General features: G+C 55.5%; 14 protein-coding genes and 1 tRNA gene. 5 read left to right on the forward strand and 10 right to left on the reverse strand.

From position 1 onward, the window contains the following. Positions 1-483: 483 nt before the first annotated feature. From PMX60_RS04885 to loaP, 7 genes are all read right to left on the reverse strand, one after another. Positions 484-1,626: a hypothetical protein gene (locus tag PMX60_RS04885; protein WP_271747093.1), complete on the reverse strand. Its 1,143-nt coding sequence runs from the start codon at positions 1,624-1,626 to the stop codon at positions 484-486. Next, on the reverse strand, positions 1,623-2,519 hold the full coding sequence (locus PMX60_RS04890) for a glycosyltransferase family 2 protein (protein ID WP_271747094.1): 897 nt from the start codon (positions 2,517-2,519) through the stop codon (positions 1,623-1,625). The genes PMX60_RS04885 and PMX60_RS04890 overlap by 4 nt, the downstream gene beginning before the upstream one ends. Further along, positions 2,519-3,262, reverse strand: a complete 744-nt coding sequence (locus PMX60_RS04895; protein ID WP_271747095.1) for a glycosyltransferase family 32 protein — start codon at positions 3,260-3,262, stop codon at positions 2,519-2,521. Before PMX60_RS04895 ends, PMX60_RS04890 begins: the two co-directional genes overlap by 1 nt. A 4-nt stretch (positions 3,263-3,266) precedes the next feature. Beyond that, positions 3,267-3,752: a glycosyltransferase gene (locus tag PMX60_RS04900; RefSeq protein ID WP_271747096.1), complete on the reverse strand. Its 486-nt coding sequence runs from the start codon at positions 3,750-3,752 to the stop codon at positions 3,267-3,269. A gap of 11 nt (positions 3,753-3,763) precedes the next feature. Continuing rightward, positions 3,764-4,231 (reverse strand): PssD/Cps14F family polysaccharide biosynthesis glycosyltransferase, encoded by a 468-nt coding sequence (gene pssD / locus PMX60_RS04905; RefSeq protein WP_271747097.1) that lies wholly within the window; start codon positions 4,229-4,231, stop codon positions 3,764-3,766. Further along, entirely contained in the window at positions 4,232-4,981 is a 750-nt protein-coding gene (locus PMX60_RS04910) for a sugar transferase (RefSeq protein WP_271747099.1), read from the reverse strand. 66 nt (positions 4,982-5,047) lie between these two features. Further along, the gene (gene loaP / locus PMX60_RS04915; protein ID WP_271747100.1) at positions 5,048-5,599 is read right to left on the reverse strand and encodes an antiterminator LoaP; all 552 of its coding nucleotides are present in this window, start codon (positions 5,597-5,599) and stop codon (positions 5,048-5,050) included. Between the two features lie 1,132 nt (positions 5,600-6,731). On the opposite strand from loaP, the gene rhuM reads away from it, so the two are divergent. Further along, positions 6,732-7,667 (forward strand): RhuM family protein, encoded by a 936-nt coding sequence (gene rhuM / locus PMX60_RS04920; RefSeq protein WP_271747101.1) that lies wholly within the window; start codon positions 6,732-6,734, stop codon positions 7,665-7,667. A 146-nt stretch (positions 7,668-7,813) separates the two neighbouring features. Here the strand turns inward: rhuM and PMX60_RS04925 are convergent. From PMX60_RS04925 to PMX60_RS04935, 3 genes are all read right to left on the reverse strand, one after another. Next, positions 7,814-7,889 (reverse strand) — tRNA-Ala (locus tag PMX60_RS04925). A 70-nt stretch (positions 7,890-7,959) separates the two neighbouring features. Next, a complete protein-coding gene (locus PMX60_RS04930) occupies positions 7,960-8,601 on the reverse strand; it encodes a thiamine diphosphokinase (protein ID WP_271747102.1) in 642 nt (213 codons plus the stop codon). 9 nt (positions 8,602-8,610) lie between these two features. Then, entirely contained in the window at positions 8,611-9,300 is a 690-nt protein-coding gene (locus PMX60_RS04935; RefSeq protein WP_271747103.1) for an HAD family hydrolase, read from the reverse strand. Positions 9,301-9,631: 331 nt separating this feature from the next. Here PMX60_RS04935 and glgB point away from each other — a divergent pair, with 331 nt between their 5' ends. The 4 genes from glgB (at position 9,632) to glgD (ending at position 16,800) form a co-directional block, all read left to right on the forward strand. Beyond that, positions 9,632-11,893: a 1,4-alpha-glucan branching protein GlgB gene (gene glgB / locus PMX60_RS04940; protein ID WP_271747187.1), complete on the forward strand. Its 2,262-nt coding sequence runs from the start codon at positions 9,632-9,634 to the stop codon at positions 11,891-11,893. A gap of 94 nt (positions 11,894-11,987) precedes the next feature. Beyond that, positions 11,988-14,414 carry a glycogen/starch/alpha-glucan phosphorylase gene (locus PMX60_RS04945; protein WP_271747104.1) on the forward strand — a complete coding sequence of 809 codons (2,427 nt, stop codon included), beginning with the start codon at positions 11,988-11,990 and terminating at the stop codon, positions 14,412-14,414. A 105-nt stretch (positions 14,415-14,519) separates the two neighbouring features. Beyond that, entirely contained in the window at positions 14,520-15,668 is a 1,149-nt protein-coding gene (locus tag PMX60_RS04950; RefSeq protein WP_006233920.1) for a glucose-1-phosphate adenylyltransferase, read from the forward strand. 4 nt (positions 15,669-15,672) lie between these two features. Continuing rightward, positions 15,673-16,800 (forward strand): glucose-1-phosphate adenylyltransferase subunit GlgD, encoded by a 1,128-nt coding sequence (glgD, locus tag PMX60_RS04955; protein WP_271747105.1) that lies wholly within the window; start codon positions 15,673-15,675, stop codon positions 16,798-16,800. Positions 16,801-16,863 lie beyond the last annotated feature (63 nt).

Genomic DNA, 16,863 nt, shown 5'->3' on the forward strand with positions numbered 1-16,863 from the left:
CACTGACTGCGGAGTCGACAGAGTCATTTTTAGAGGTGCGTTCACCCAGCAGATTAAGCACTAAGCAAAATAAAGCCATAACGTGGTAGACATCCGGAATATTGGCCATGCCGTTAAAGGTCGAGAAGTAAGTAAGCATCAAAATTCCCATGAACAGAATAGAATAGTTTCCCGTTGCAACAGAGTTCTTAATTGATGGCAGCAAGATAAGAAACGCTGCACCAACTGCAAATACAAGTCCAAATTTAAATGCGAGCGTCAAGGAGGGAAGACGTCAGCGCACTCGGCACAATGGCATTTACCGAGAGAATCAATCGTTGTTTTTAGGCACTCGATTCTACTCAACGTTGTAATCGCAACTAGTGCAAAGCTGCCTTCGCTAGATGAATACGATATTTCTTGTGACATGGTAAGCTATTCCCATTACGAACAAGGTTTCAAGTTTTTATAAAGTAGATTGTTTATTCAGGACGCAGCCCTGCTTCATATATCAAAATGCCCATTAAAGCTAAATAATGGAACAAGCAGAAATAAGGATGGATTGACAGCAGCAGCCGGGTAAAAACTTTCACTCAGAGCTGCAATCATGTAAATAACCACAAATGCAAGAGATGCCCAATCGCGTGTTTCTTTAAGCCGTTTAACAATTAACTGCATTGATCCGAATAGCAAAATGAAGGCAATTAATCCGTAGGCAACGAAGACGAAGACGTAGCTATTGTCAAAATTACCCTCTGAGGTCAGCATGCCATGACCGAATGGGCTTGCCGCGTAGTTACTGAGAAAGAAGTTGTTGTAATAGATACGACCCTGAAAAATCCTATCGAGAACGCCGACAAAACCGTTTCTTCCATAGAGCAACGCAGTGCCGAACGAAAATGCGATAAGAAGCGGGAGCACGGCCGTTGAGAACCTGACGAACAGTTCCCTTATCTTCCCTGAATGCTGAAGTACATAGAACAGGAGCAGACCACCCATGCCGAGGAACAGGCCGATGTAACTGCCCGTGATGTATTCACACAAGATGTTCAAAACGGCAAACACGAGGTAGACGATAATTCCGCAATTTCCCCTTTTCATATAGAGCGTCAAGAAGACGACCGTGAGAAAAGACAAGTGCATGACGTTGGTAGAGGAGCCGTTTACAAGGACTCGCTGAATGTATGTGTCTGTCGCCATTTTATAATATTGGTAAAATTCAACTTCATAAATACCCGTAGCGGCAAACAGCACTACGAAAAGAAGTCCTACGATTTTCGCGGTCAGAAATGTAAGTAGCACCCTCTTGATATCAATGTCCTTGGCGCCAACCAACAGCATGACCGTAAGTAGCAGGGTGAACCGTTTGCTAACAACCAACTCGATGACGCCGAGGGCTGCAAGACCCATTGCAATCAAGAAGAAGCGCGGATCAAAGTCCATAGCAAGAAACCTAATAACCGCGAATGCGGCACCGAGCCCGACGCAGGCGACATAAATATCGTCACCAGCGCTCAGGCCAAGCGTGCTCATAAACACTACCGAGAAAAGATACGCGCAGTACAGAAAGTCCACGACTCTCATGGAGGAAACGTTCCCCGCATTCATGTCGGTGTATTGCTTTATGGCAGCCTTGCGCTTAATCAAGATACTTTCCTTCCAAAACGTCTCCTTTCGACCAGCACAGACAAGGGGAATACAAGGAGGGCCAATACCCTATTAGAATCGATTCCGGAGAAGACGGGCTCAGCGACCGCCATGTTCAGGGACTCGATTCCGACGAGGGCCGAAATCCTTTCCCTCAGCGCTCGGACGCTCGAGTACCGCCTGGCAGATTCATGTCGCTTGACAAGTGCCATGCGCGTACCCACGGGGCTGCCCAGCCAATTCTTCCAGATGTTTTTGGTGAGACCTTCCTCGAGGTATTCACATCTGTAGAAGGGTTCGTTGTGCACGCAAAACAGCTCGGGAGCAACGAAGTCGTAGTAAGCCGAGCCTTCAGGAATGAAACGCTCGCCCTGAACAACGGGAAATGGATGCCGCCTTAAAACATCAGTGTTAAAGACAATCGCCGTCTCGATGACGAGACCGTATTTCATGCGCATATCGGCAAGCTCAATCTTGTCAGCGCCATCGGGAAACCATGTATCCAAGGCTGTTTGCGCAGCAAACAGCCTTGGATACAGAAGACCTTCTTCCGTATCCAAAGCTGTTATGTCGTGCAAGATAGTCTCCACGGCGTTGGGCTCAAGCCAGTCGTCCGAGTCAACGCAAATAAAATATTCTCCAGATGCCTCTGTAGCACCAAGATTATGTGCAACGTGTTTTCCAGAGTTCGGCTGTTTGATATATCGAATAGGAAAGGGCGACGTGTCTAACCAAGAGACAACCATGTTCTCAGTATCGTCAGTCGATCCATCATCCACAATGAGCCATTCGAATCGAAAGTCGGTCTGAGATATTAGTGATGAATACAGGCGCTCAAGCTCATTAATACGATTATAGGTCGGTGTAAATATCGTTAATAATTTGTTGCCCATTAACGATCGCCCTTAATTATGTTCTTAAACGCCTTGAAAAGAATAACCCCTCTAGGGCCAACCGCTCTCATAACTTTATGCTTAAAATGCGTCGCAGGTCCAGCCCATGATCCGTCGAAATGATGAATAGCATACGTATTTTTAGTTACGTTAATCTCATGCGTAAGGAAATCCTTTGGGCAAAAATATTCACTTGGATAAATAGTTATCCCAGCAACTTCCTGGATGCCAGGTTTATCTTCAAGTCCAAAACCTTTAAGAATATCAGTTGTACGAACAACGACAGTAGTTTGGTCGTAAACACCACCAGTCTTTATAAAGTGATCCGACTCATAGGAATCGAGGATGGTCTTGTAGAGGCCAAGCCCCGGATTGGCCGCAAGGCCAAGCCCCGGAGCGACAGCGCCGGCAGCACCAGAGCTGAAATCCTGTTCAAAACCCATAAAAGGGCCCCTTTGAATAATTTCATCGAGAGGCTTCAAAAGCTCGACATCAGTATCTAAGTAGACCCCTCCATGCTCATACAAAATCTTGAATCGCGCATAGTCGCTTGCAAATGCCCATTTCTTTACGCTTATAGCTTCGCGAACATAATCACAGCAATCAGTATCAAAGTTTGATTCGTCCCAACGAACGATCTCGTAGCCTGGCATATATTTTTCCCATGAAGCAATGCAGCGTTCAGCTAGAGGGGGAAGCGGATTACCGCCAAACCAAATGTAATGAATCTTCTTGGGTATCATGGGGTTAAAGCTCCTCAATCAAACCACAGAGCTCCTTACAGAACTCTAAGTTATGGCTCCTAAAATAGGTTCCGCATGAAAGTTCACGGGCTCGTTCTATTGCTTGAGGCAGCTCTTTAACGTCATAAATAGGCACGATACCGCCCTGGCGCTCCGCCACAATGCGAACGAAATCCGCTTGATGATCATTCACGTGTTCGCCAAGGTCCCCTCGACGCGGAACAACAACAGGGACCTTCCCGGCCGCCATCGCCTCAATGAAGCTCGAAGGGCCACCATGCGTAATCACCACATCCGCAACTTCCATATAATTCTTCATCTGATGGAACGGCACAAAACGCGAGTGATCACAATGGATAGGCTCATATGTTGAATAGCCTGTCTGAATGAAAACCGGTTCCGTAAGTATCCCGTCCGCCCTGAGTTCGTCGACAGCCTTGACCAAGCGATTGAACTGCTGCTCGTGGGTGCCCACGGTAACGAAAATCATTCGATCACTTCTTAGAAAATCGAGCCGAGGTTCACGGCGTGCTTGTATACTTCCAGTTGCTCCGGCCACTGGACAACGAACAGGTCAGCGATCCCGTTGAGCATCCGACCTGTCATGGTCGGCTTATCCACGCGGTCGAACACCTCTACGTAAACGCATTTGGCACCCAGCAGCTTGCCCAGTACGAAGAAAGGAACTGCCACGGCAGCTCCAGACGAGATAATTAGGTTAGGACGCTCCTTCCGCAACACCTTCCAGGCAAGAACAGTGTTCTTCAATAAATTGGGGATATTTCGATTTGTTGGGTAATGGCAGTGGATGACGCGCTCGTCCTTGAGCAGCGAGTTCGCATCCTCTTTGTCGAACGTCACCCAAAACCGTTCAACGGCTTGCGACCATATAGGCTTGAGTAGCCACATATGCGTTAGGTGTCCACCGCTGGAGCTGGGAATGCAAACCTTTGCTTTCGAGAGATCCATCTAGCACGCCCCCTTTCCGGTGATGACCTCGATTACCGTGAGGATGACGATCTTGAGGTCCGTGACGGGTCCGCGCTTGGCGATGTACTCCAGGTCTCGGCGGACCATGCCGTCGAACCCGGTCGAGTTGCGCTCCGTCACCTGCCACCAGCCGGTGATGCCAGGCTTCACGGCCAGGCGCTGCAGGTCGTACTCGGTGTAATCCGCGACTTCATTCGGCAGCGGCGGGCGCGGGCCGACGACGGACATCTGGCCCAGGAACACGTTAAGGAACTGCGGGAACTCGTCGATGGAGTGCTTGCGGATGAACTTGCCGATCTTGGTGACGCGAGGGTCCTCCTTCATCTTGAACATGGCGCCATCGATCTCGTTCTGTTCCTTGAGCTCGGCGAGTCGCTCGTCGGCGTCCCTGTACATAGAGCGGAACTTCCACATACGGAAGGTAGACAGCCTGCCGTCGCGGTGGGTCTGGCCGACGCGGATCTGGCTGTAGAAGGGGTTGCCCTCGCTCTCCAGGCGGATGAGCGCCGCGAGCACCAGGCTGGGGATCGCGATGACGACGAGCACGGCACCGCTGAACACGACGTCGAATGCGCGCTTGACGGCACGGTAGGCCAGGCGCGAGCGGTCCCAGTCCACGATGGATTGCATGGCCTTGTAGCGGCCGGCGCCCTCGCGTCGGCCCATGGCCTGAGCAATGAGCGCTGCCCCCGCAGGCGCATCCGTTACAAATTGAGTTTTATCCGACACGTTTTCTTCCAAGACTTCGTCCCCGGGTCGGGGATCCTCCCTGTTCTGTGTAGCGATCGCTTGCAACTAGGCGATCGCCTTTTTAAGGTTTCGCGTGACGCGCTGCTCGGCTGAAAGCACGGCGAGGCCAACGCGAGTTGTTACGCGTCGGCCACACAGGTCGAGCTCCAAATAAGCAGTGCTCTTACGTCTGTTAATGGTTTTGATAAGGCCTTCGTGGCCCAGCAGTGGGCCTGCCGTCACTACGACCTGGTCGCCATCCTTTAGGGCCTCGCTCATGGGAACTACGCGGTCTCCCCTATGCGTAAAGCTGCCAATGAGCTGAGTCTCTTCTTTTGCCAGCGGCACAAACTGACCGTCCTGGGAAAGCACCCGGGCAAAGTCGTCCATGCGCAGCAGATACTGTTGCACGGTGCGAGGATCTGCCGTATCGCAGATAAGATATCCGGGAAAGAGCGGCTTGGTCGTATCGACCCATTCGCCGTGTACCTTAATTTCGGTTTGAAATTGGGGATAAAAGAGCTCCTGTATGGCGCTAGCCGGCACCATGCGCTCGATGCGCTCGCGCATTACGTCTTCGCGACCGTTAATGACCTGGATCACATACCACACGAGCACCACCCCCTTGCTGTCTTACGTGTGGCTCACGGGGTTTGGTATGGCTTCGCCAGGGCGCTTGTGCGCGAAGGCGCTCCATATTCAAACCCTGAGCCCAGTTAGACAAGCACGTGGCTCTGCCCCACCGTGAACGGTATGTATACGTGCAGCTGCTAGAGACGCGGATGTGTATCGTAAAAATAACCGCGACCCCAGCTGGCTGCGTGCGAACCAGTCAAGCGGGTACAATACTGGACCGCACGCAAACAGCTGAAGGACTGCTTGGTTTACCACGGCAACTAATTACACTGCGTAATGCGAACTTATAAATAGCCACAAAAGCAAGTGCAAAATCGCGCATGGCAATCGATATTGGAGCTCGTGGTGTTTCTAACACCGCCGTTACGGCCGGATGCTGATCGACCCTGCGCTTTGCGGCTTACTGGAGCCGTGAACACAGTTGAACCCATGTAACGTTAGGTATCCTAGCACAAGGAATTGTCGAAACCGATTTGGGCTGTGTTAAACAACATATGCGACAAATCCGAGCTTGAGGGGGTTGTTTGCCTAAGTTGTTCACGTTGACGCAGGTTAATAAAGTGCCCGCAACGGGGGCCCGAGAAAATGCAGGCAAACTTAGGCATAAATACGCCAAAGGAATTACGCGGTGCTTACGAATAATGTACAGAACTGGGAAATAAATTGCACAACATTTTGCGAGCGTGTGGGTATGGGCGCCGAATTGCGAAGATGGTCATCACACACTAGGCACGCCTGGCTACAGAGTCAACGCATTTTAAGGCGATTTGTTGGAAATCTTTTAGGGTACAGCTAGATGTGAGCGTACGGTTTATGGGACGAGGTTGACGATTGCGTCTCCCAGTGCGAGGCTCACCAAAAATAGAAGAGAATACATATAGAACATGCGTTCTATATTTGATAGAATAGAGTCAAGGTATACGGGTAACGTGAGCCGGTGCGGAGGCCCCCAATGGTACGTATCGGCGAGATGGATGCTTTATTCACAACGACCGTCACTCAGAGCCCCTAGGCAGGTACGCGCCCCTGCTCGCCGGCACCCATTAAGTTCGGCAGACAATCGAGTATCGAATTAGACATGCAAGTGCCCAAAGGATTGATGTGGAGCTCGAAAATGAATGGCAATCAGATTGTTCTCTTTGAATCCAACGACCGAGAGGTCACGATTCCTGTTGTAATTGACAAAGGAAGCGAAACTGTTTGGCTGACCCGAAATGAGATGGCAGCGCTGTTTGATAGGGATGTCAAAACAATCGGCAAGCATATCAATAACGCTTTAAAGGAGGAATTAAGCGACGATGATTCAGTTGTCGCAAAATTTGCGACAACTGCTGCTGACGGCAAAAGATATCAAACCGATCATTACAGCTTAGACATGATATTGTCCATTGGATACCGCGTTAAATCTCAACGCGGTGTTGAATTCCGTCGCTGGGCAACCAATATACTCCACAAGTTTATTATTCAAGGACACGTTGAAAACGAACGTAGACTCGAGCAACTAGGGACAGTCGCTCAGATTATCGAACGTCTTCCCGAAGACCTCGGCTCTCGTGAGATACTCGATATCGTTGAGAGCTATATAGATGTCTTTAAATTGCTCGATGAGTATGATCGTGAATCCATTGATCGGCCCAAGGGACAAACTGGGGTTTACACACTCGAATACGAACTCTGTATGAGATTAATAGCCCAAATGCGCAGCCGATTTACGAGCGACCTGTTTGGCGTAGAAAAAGATGAGTCCTTCCGCAGCAGTATCTCGGTAATCAACCAGTCGTTTGGTGGCCAAGACCTATATCGATCCGTACAGGAAAAAGCTGCAAATCTGTTGTACCTCATCATCAAAAACCATTCATTTCTCGATGGAAACAAGCGAATCGGATGCAGCCTCTTTCTCTACTATCTCGATCGCAACGGACTGCTTTTTCGCGGCTTAGACAAACGAATCGCAGACAGCACGCTTGTTGCTGTCGCGCTTATGATTGCTGAGTCGAGACCTGAAGAAAAAGAGTCCATGGTCTCGCTGGTTATGAACTTTTTGGAGTAGATAGGACGCCGACACACAATCTTCCACTTGGAGGCAAACATCGATGTGGTGGTTTCGAACACGCACAACGAGAGTCAATCCTCAGATGGGAGTCTGAGAGTTTAGAAATAAAAAGGCCACTCAATTGAGTGGCCTTACATTCACGATGGTGGAGACGAGGGGGATCGAACCCCTGACCTCTTGACTGCCAGTCAAGCGCTCTCCCAGCTGAGCTACGCCCCCGTGACGACGAGATACTATAAGGGAAGTTGGCGTGGGGTGCAAGGACTTTTTTGGGCCAGACTCTAAATGCCTATTGATAGAGGTAAGCGATGGCGGTGCCGGTGTGGACTTGGATCGTGGCTGTTGACCTGACGACGTTGCTGATGCCCGTGTCGGCCAGCAAGCCCAGGGAGGCGTGATCGAGTTCCCACTCTAGGCCGTGTTCACTTACCTTGGTGTTGGGGGCAATGGCGATGATGGAGAACGTCTTACCCTCGGTGCCTTCGATGGTCCACGATTCGCCTGCGTGGAGGATACGGGCGATCACCTTGTCCTCAGCAATCCAGACTGGAGCGTCCTCGTAGCCCGCGAGCAGGCCCAGAACGGAAAGTGCCATATCAGGACGGCCGCCGGTGGCGCAGGTCGCAACCACTTCGGCACCCGGCCAGCGACGGCGGACTGAATCGAGCGCCAGCGCCAGATCGGTATAGTCCTTGTAGGGGTCGTGGCGTTCTACCTCAAAGGCTTCGGCGGCATCGACCAACGCGCGACCAGCATCACTCACCGTGTCGGCATCCCCCACATAAACGTCGCAGCCTAGGCCGGCGCCCAGCAGTGCGTCGAGTCCGCGGTCCACGGCGACAACGTGGTCGCACTTCCCTGCTAGCCTACGTAACAGATCCGCGCTCGCCACCACAGGCGAGCCGCAGACCACTACTACTTTGCAAGCCACGGCCCTCGCCTATCCCTCAAACGAAAGCACGCGGGCCAAATCCAGCTCCTCGTAGCTGTCGATAAAGATATCGCAGTTGGCGCGGACGTCGTCGCGCTTCATGCGGCCATGCGGGTCATAAATACCCACGCGCTTAAAGCCGGCGGTCCCAGAGCTCTTAAGGCCAAAGACCGCGTCCTCAAACACCCAAGCGCGCTCAAACTTGCACCCATGGCGCTCCTCCAAGCGGCGCAGCGCCAGCTCGTACACATCGGGGAACTGCTTGGAGCGTCCTGCCTCACCCGTCGTGGTAACAAACTCCATGTAAGCGTCGAGTCCGGCACCAGCGAGCGCAGACTTAACCAACTCGGCCGGCGTGGACGTAGCCACGCACATGGCAATGCCCGCCGCCTTCGCCTGCTCCAAAAAAGCCAGGAGCCCCTCGCGCGGGGGCACCTTGGAGTACCCATCAATCAAAATCTCACTCAGCTCACGATACAGCTCCTCGCCATTCGCGCCAATGCCCCACGTGTCGTGGTAGGCCTGGCACTCGTCCTCCAGTGACAGGTGCTCAAATTGGGCAAAGTCATCCACGGTCACGTCGATCCCGTGACGGTGCAATAACTCGGGCTGCGCATAGCCCCAGACGGGGGTGCTATTTACCAGCGTGCCGTCGCAATCGAAAATAAAAGCAACCTGGGGAGCGGCGGTATGGGACATAAACGAACCTTTCGATATCAAATGGTAAACATCCTGCTAAAAACGTTTTACCCAACGTCAAATAAACAATTTTGAAACCCAAATTGGTAAAACTGTCAAGAGTTTTACCACGTCAATTCTGCCAGTGGTATAAACATGTCGCTTACCGATTAAACGCCCCCGCAAATCCGCTTTCGTTCATAAAACTAACGTACAGGTGTTATCGTAGTTTTTGCCGAAAGTTCCACCGAGCACGCGAGGCTGCACGAATCACAGAAACTTTGCCGTCCCTTCGATTCGTGCAGCCTTGGACCTTTCGCATCTAGTCACCAAGGCAACACGCTGCCGCGTCATGATGGGATCAAACGTGAGCGATACAAAGCTAAAGCCAGCAACCAAAAAGCCTGCTACCCGTAAAGCCGCCCCGCACGCACCGGAGCTCACCAAGGACGATGTCTATCTGTTTGGCATCGGTACGTGGGAGCGCAGCTGGGAAAAGATGGGCGCGCATCCCGACACGCAGCAGCGCACGCGCGGCTGGCGTTTTTGCGTTTGGGCGCCCGACGTTAAAAGCGTCCACGTTATCGGTGAATTCAACAATTGGGATGAACAAGCCAACCCGCTGGTGCCCGTGCATACGAGCGCTATCTGGGAAGGCTTTATTCCTGGCGCCAAGCAGGGCCAGCTCTATAAGTACCTCATCGAGACCAACGAGGGCGAAAAGCTCTACAAGGCCGATCCGTATGCCTTTAAGGCCGAGTGCCCTCCGGGTACCGCGAGCATGCTGTGGACCCTCGATGGCTACAAGTGGAACGACGCCGCGTGGCTCAAACGCCGCGCCGGCCACAACCATATGTCGCAGCCGCTTAACATCTACGAGGTGCATATTGGCTCGTGGAAGCGCCACGGTGACGCGCCGCAGGGCGAGCCCGACGAGTACGGCAACTACCCCGGCCCCATGGATCCCTTCCCCGCGCAGCGCGGTGAGTTTTACACCTACGACGACCTGTCGGTAGAGCTCGTAGACTACGTGCGCGACATGGGATATACGCATATCGAGGTCATGCCGCTTATGGAGCATCCCTTCGATGGCTCCTGGGGCTACCAGACGACCGGCTACTACGCCGCCACCTCGCGCTACGGCAACCCGCAGCAGCTCATGCACTTTATCGATGCGTGCCACGAGGCAGGCATCGGCGTGATCATGGACTGGGTGCCCGGTGGCTTTTGTGCCGACTCCCACGGCCTTGCCACTTTTAACGGTCACATGCTGTTTGAGCACGAGATTCACCCCAACTGGGGCACGCACAAGTTTGACTTTGCCCGCGGCGAGGTCCGCTCCTTCCTGGTCTCCAACGTGCTGTACTGGCTCGAGAACTTCCACGTTGACGGCATTCGCATGGACGGCGTGTCCAGCATGCTGTACCTCAACTTTGGCATCGATGATCCCGGCCAAAAGAAGTTCAACAAGTACGGTACCGAGGAGGACCTGGACGCCAGCGCGTTCATTCGCCAGGTCAACTGCGCCGTGGAGGCGCACTACCCCGACGTGATGATGATGGCCGAGGAGTCCACCGCGTGGCCGCTCGTGACCTATCCGCCGCAGGACGGCGGCCTAGGCTTCCACTACAAGTGGGACATGGGCTGGATGAACGACACCCTGCACTACATGCAGACCGATTTTCCGTGGCGTCCCGGCAACCACGGCCTGCTCACGTTCTCCATCATGTACGCCTTTACCGAGAACTTCATTTGCCCGCTCAGTCACGACGAGGTCGTGCACGGCAAGTGCTCGCTGATCGGCCGCATGCCGGGCGACTGGTGGCGCCAGTTTGCCGGCCTGCGCACGCTGGCCTTCTACCAGATGACGCACCCCGGTGCAAAGCTCAACTTTATGGGCAACGAGATCGGCCAGTTTATCGAGTGGCGCTACTACGAGTCCATCCAGTGGTTCCTGACCGAGGAGTACGAGACTCACCGTCATCATCAGGCGTTTATCAAGGCGCTCAACCATCTGTACACCGCCGAGCCCGCCCTATACGAGCGCGGCTACACCGACGACGGCTTTACCTGGATCGACGCGGACAACTCCAAGCAGTCCATCGTGAGCTTTGTGCGCCAGGGCGAGGACGTCGATAACGACCTGGTGATCCTGATTAACTTTGACCCGGCGAGCTACGAGAGCTTCCGTGTGGGCGTGCCGCGCGAGGGCGACTGGGGGGTCATCTTTGATTCCGACCTTCCCGAGTTTGGCGGCAGCGGCTTTGCCGGCGAGGAACCCTACACCTGCTCGAGTGAGCCCTATCCCTGGAACGGGCAGATGGACTCCATCGAGATTAAGGTGCCCGGTCTGGCAGGCGTGGTGCTTAAGCGTTGGGGTCCCAGCAGCTATAAGCCGCCCGTGGTCGAGGAGCCCAAGAAGGCGACGCGCAAGCGTTCGTCCTCGGTGAAGCCCAAGGCCGCGGCTGCTAAGAAGACTCCGGCTAAGGCGAAGGCTGCCAAGCCCGCTGCCAAGGCTTCGGCCAAGTCCACCACGGCCAAGAAGGCAACCACCAAAAAGGCTGCTCCCAAGGCAAAGGCAGCTGCTGTTAAAGCTCCTGCCAAGGATGCGTAACAAAGCCGTTACAGCTGTAATTACCCGCCCCGACGGGGCGTAGGATACAAGTCATAACCGTTCCGGGAGAAACATCCCCGGGGGAAAGGAACGTATGAATAAGATCTTCGACAACAAGCAGGAGTTTACCGAGCTCTATCGCGATGCCGTCATGAGCATTAGCGGCAAGAGCGTCGAGGCCGCCAGCGACCTGGACCGCTTTAACGCCCTGGCCAAGCTCGTGGCCGAGAAGGCCCGCACCGTTGCCACCAAGAGTGACGCTCGCGCCGCCGCCGAGGGCAAAAAGCGCGTGTACTACTTCTCGATCGAGTTTTTGATCGGCCGCCTGCTCGACAACTACCTGCTCAACTTTGGCGTGCGAGACATGGTCGCCGAGGCGCTCGAAGACATGGGCTTTGACCTGTCCGTCATCGAGAACCAGGAGCCCGATCCGGCGCTGGGCAACGGTGGCCTGGGCCGTCTGGCCGCATGCTTCCTGGATTCCATGGCAGCCGAGGGCATTACCGGCTACGGCAACGGCATGCGCTACCGCTACGGCCTGTTTAAGCAGGAGATCGTCAACGGCAGCCAGGTCGAGGCCACTGACGAGTGGCTCACCCACGGCTATCCCTGGGAGGTCCGTCGTCAGGACAAGGCCGTGACCATCAAGTTTGGTGGCCGTGTTGAGGGCTTTGAGGAGAACGGCCGCACGTTCTACCGCACGGTGGACACGCAGGATATCCTGGCTGTCCCCTACGACATCCCCGTGGTGGGCTATGCCGGCGAGACCGTCAACAAGCTGCGCGTCTGGGCTGCCGAGCCGGTCGAGGAGCACTTTGACCTTGAGGCCTTCAACCGCGGCGACTATGCCCAGGCCGATGCCGAGCGCGCCGAGGCCGAGGCCATCAGCGCCATCCTCTACCCCAACGACGCCGGCGAGCACGGCCGTCTGTTGCGCCTGAAGCAGGAGTACCTGTTTGTTTCGGCCGGCATCTACAGCCTGCTCGACACCTTCGAGAAGGAGCACGGCGAGAACTGGGAGCTGCTTCCGCAGTTTGTGGCAATCCATACTAACGACACGCACCCCGCCATGTGCGGCCCCGAGCTCATGCGCATCCTCATCGACGAGAAGAAGCTCGAGTGGGACGACGCCTGGAACATCGTGACGCAGGTCGTAAGCTACACCAACCACACCATCCTGCCCGAGGCTCTGGAGAAGTGGCCCATCGGCACGTTCTCCAAGCTCCTCCCCCGCGTGTACCAGATCATCGACGAGATCAGCCGTCGTTGGCACGAGTCGTTCGACACCACGCAGGAGGGCTGGCAGGAGCGTCTGCGCCAGACCGCCATCCTGTGGGACGGCGAGATTCGCATGGCCAACCTGTCTGTGATTTGCAGCCATAGCGTCAACGGCGTAGCCAAGATCCACTCCGACATCATCAAGAACATCGTGCTCAAGGACTTCTATGCCCTGACGCCCGAGAAGTTCAACAACAAGACCAACGGCATCTCGCACCGTCGCTTCTTTGCCGAGGCCAACCCCACCTATGCCAAGCTCGTGACCGAGGCCATTGGCGATGGCTGGCTGAAGGACGCCTTTGAGCTGGAAAAGCTCAAAGAGTTCCAAAACGACACCGAGTTCCTCAAGGCCGTGGGTGCCTCCAAGCGCGCCAACAAGGAGCGCCTGGCCGCCTACGTCAAGGCCGAGACCGGTCTGGCCATCGACCCCAACACCGTCTTCGATGTCCAGGTCAAGCGCTTCCATGCCTACAAGCGCCAGCTCATGAACATCATGAAGGTGATGGACATCTATAACCGTCGCATCGCCGATCCCAACTTCCACGTGACGCCGACGACCTTCATCTTTAGCGGCAAGGCCGCCTCGAGCTACACCTTTGCCAAGGAGACCATCCGCCTCATTAACTCCGTTGCTGACGTCATCAACAACGACCCCCGCGTGAACGAGGTCATGAAGGTCTGCTTTATCCCCAACTTCCGCGTGAGCAACGCCCAGCTCATCTACCCCGCCGCCGAGATCTCGGAGCAGATCTCCACGGCCGGCAAGGAGGCCTCGGGCACGTCCAACATGAAGCTCATGATGAACGGCGCCATTACGCTGGGCACCCTCGACGGCGCCAACATCGAGATCGCCGACCTGGCCGGCCGCGAGAACGAGGCCATCTTTGGCCTGACCGCTCCCGAGGTCGAGCAGCTTTGGGCATCCAACAGCTACTTTGCGTGGGATACCCTCAACGGCGACCGCGAGCGTCTGGGCCGTGTGATGGACGAGCTCAAGGACAACACCTTTGCGGGTCTTTCGGGCAACTTCGAGAGCATCTATAACGAGCTCATGAACAACAACGACCCCGACCTGGTCATGGCCGACTTCCGCAGCTACGTCGACGCCTGGGAGAAGCTCACGGGCAGCTACGGCGACCAGGAGACCTGGAACCGCAAGGCCCTGCTCAACACCGCCTCCTCGGGCTGGTTCTCGAGCGACCGCACCATTCGCGAGTACCGCGACGAGATCTGGCACGCGTAAAGGCGCGCGAGTTCCCTTTGCCGCACGGCATTATTCGACGGGCGTGACGTTGCGCCGCGCCCGTCGCTAATGGGTTAGAAACATCGATGACAGAAGGAGAAATCGATGAGTAAGAAAGAATGCATCGCGATGCTCCTCGCAGGAGGACAGGGCAGCCGATTGGGGGCACTCACCCAAAAGATCGCTAAGCCGGCGGTTAGCTTTGGTGGCAAGTTCCGCATTATCGACTTTTCGCTCTCCAACTGCTCCAACTCGGGCATCGACACGGTGGGCGTTCTGACGCAGTATCGCCCCTACCTGCTGCATGCCTATGTGGGCTCCGGCGAGGCGTGGGATCTGGACAGCCGCGACGGCGGCGTGTCGATCCTGCCGCCGTACGAGACGCAGACCGGCGGCGCCTGGTATGCGGGCACGGCCGACGCCATTACGCAGAACCTCGACTACATCAAGGCCAACGACCCCAAGTACGTCCTGATTCTTTCGGGCGATCATCTGTATCGCATGGACTACCGCAAGATGCTCAAGACGCACATTGAGAACAACGCCGACCTCACGGTGAGCGTTATGCCCGTGCCGTGGGAGGAGGCCAGCCGCTTTGGCATCCTGACCACCGACCCCGAGGACGGCCGCATCACCAAGTTCACCGAGAAGCCCGATAAGCCCGATTCGAACCTCGCGTCCATGGGCATCTACATCTTCTCGGCCGACGTGCTAATCGAGGCGCTCGAGGAGGACGCTCTGGACCAGCGCTCGAGCCACGACTTTGGCAAGGACATCATCCCCAAGCTGCTCGGCGAGGGCAAGCGCCTGTACAGCTACGAGTTCCACGGCTTTTGGAAGGACGTCGGCACCATCGCCAGCTTCCACGAGACCTCGATGGACCTGCTGGGCAACAACCCCGAGTTCGATCTGTTTGACAAGCACTTCCCCATCATGTCCAACATCACCACGCGTCCGCCGCACTACATTGGCCCGGACGGCCGCCTGGACGACTGCCTGGTCTCCAACGGCTGCAAGATCTACGGCACCGCTCGCCACTCGATCCTTTCGACCGATGTCATCATCGAGGAGCGCGCCGTGGTCGAGGACTCCGTGCTGCTGCCGGGTGCGCACGTTAAGAGCGGCGCGCACATCTGCCGCGCTATTTTGGGCGAGAACTCCACGGTCGAAGAGGGCGTGAAGCTCGGCTCTGTCGATACCACCAAGGATACGGCCGTCGTTGGAAATGACGTCGTTATCGGGAAGGGGGAATGATCCGATGATCAATCGCAAGGCCATCGGTTATATCACCGCTAACTACTCTTCGACCTACGGCAGCGTGCTGCTCAAGGACCGCCCCATTGCGTCCGTTCCGTTTTTGGGCCGCTACCGCCTGATCGACTTCCCGCTGTCCAACATGATGAATGCCGGCATTAAGACCGTCGGCGTCGTCATGCCGGGCAACTACCGCTCGTTGATCGACCACGTGGGCTCGGGCAAGGACTGGGGCCTGGACCGCAAGAAGGGCGGCCTGTTCATGGTGCCCGGCAACGCGTATGGCACCACCAAGGGCGGCATGCGCTTCTTGCTGCGCGACATCATCTCCAACAAGACGCTGTTCCAGCGATCGGACAAGCCCTATGTTGTGATGATGGGCACCAACATCATCTTTAACATGGACCTCAACACCATCATCGACGCGCACGAGAACTCCGGCGCCCAGATGACCGTGGTGTACTGCAAGGCCACGCGCAACGTCGATGACGAGACCAAGCTGCAGATCAACGAGAACGGCCGCCTGACGGGCGTGAGCGCCGGCGTCGTGTATGGCGACAACGCGTCTATGGACTGCTGCATCGTCAACCGCGAGACGCTGCTCGAGATCATCGACCACTACCAGGCCGCCGACTATCTGGACCTGCTCGAGGCGCTCCAGGGCGACTTTGGCAACATCGACGTGTGCAGCTACGAGTACAAGGGCGAGATCGTGGGCGTGTTTAGCGAGAAGTCGCTGTATCGCCGCAGCATGGACCTGCTCGACCAGACCGTGGCCGACCATCTCTTTGACCCCGAGCGTCCGATTCTGACCAAGGCTCACGACGTGCCGCCTTCGCGCTATGCGACCGGCAGCCACGCATGCAACTCGATCATCTCGGCCGGCTGCATCATCAAGGGCACCGTGCGCAACTCGATCCTGTCTCGCGGCGTCGTGGTTGAGGAAGGCGCCTCGGTGACGAACTCGATCATCAACCAGAGCTGCGTCATCAAGAGCGGCGCCCGCGTCGAGAACGCCATCCTGGACAAGAACAACGTGGTTCCCACCAACACCGAGCTTCGCGGCACGCCCGAGAACATCCTGGTGCTGGGAAAGGCCCCGTTAACTTCTGATATCACCAACGCGAGCTAGCTTTGGCACCGCAACATCGCTCGTAACACGTAGAATAGCCGCCCGGTTTGCGCCAGGCGGCTA

The sequence above is a fragment of the Collinsella aerofaciens genome (genome assembly GCF_028206995.1).
GTDB lineage: Bacteria > Actinomycetota > Coriobacteriia > Coriobacteriales > Coriobacteriaceae > Collinsella > Collinsella aerofaciens_AQ.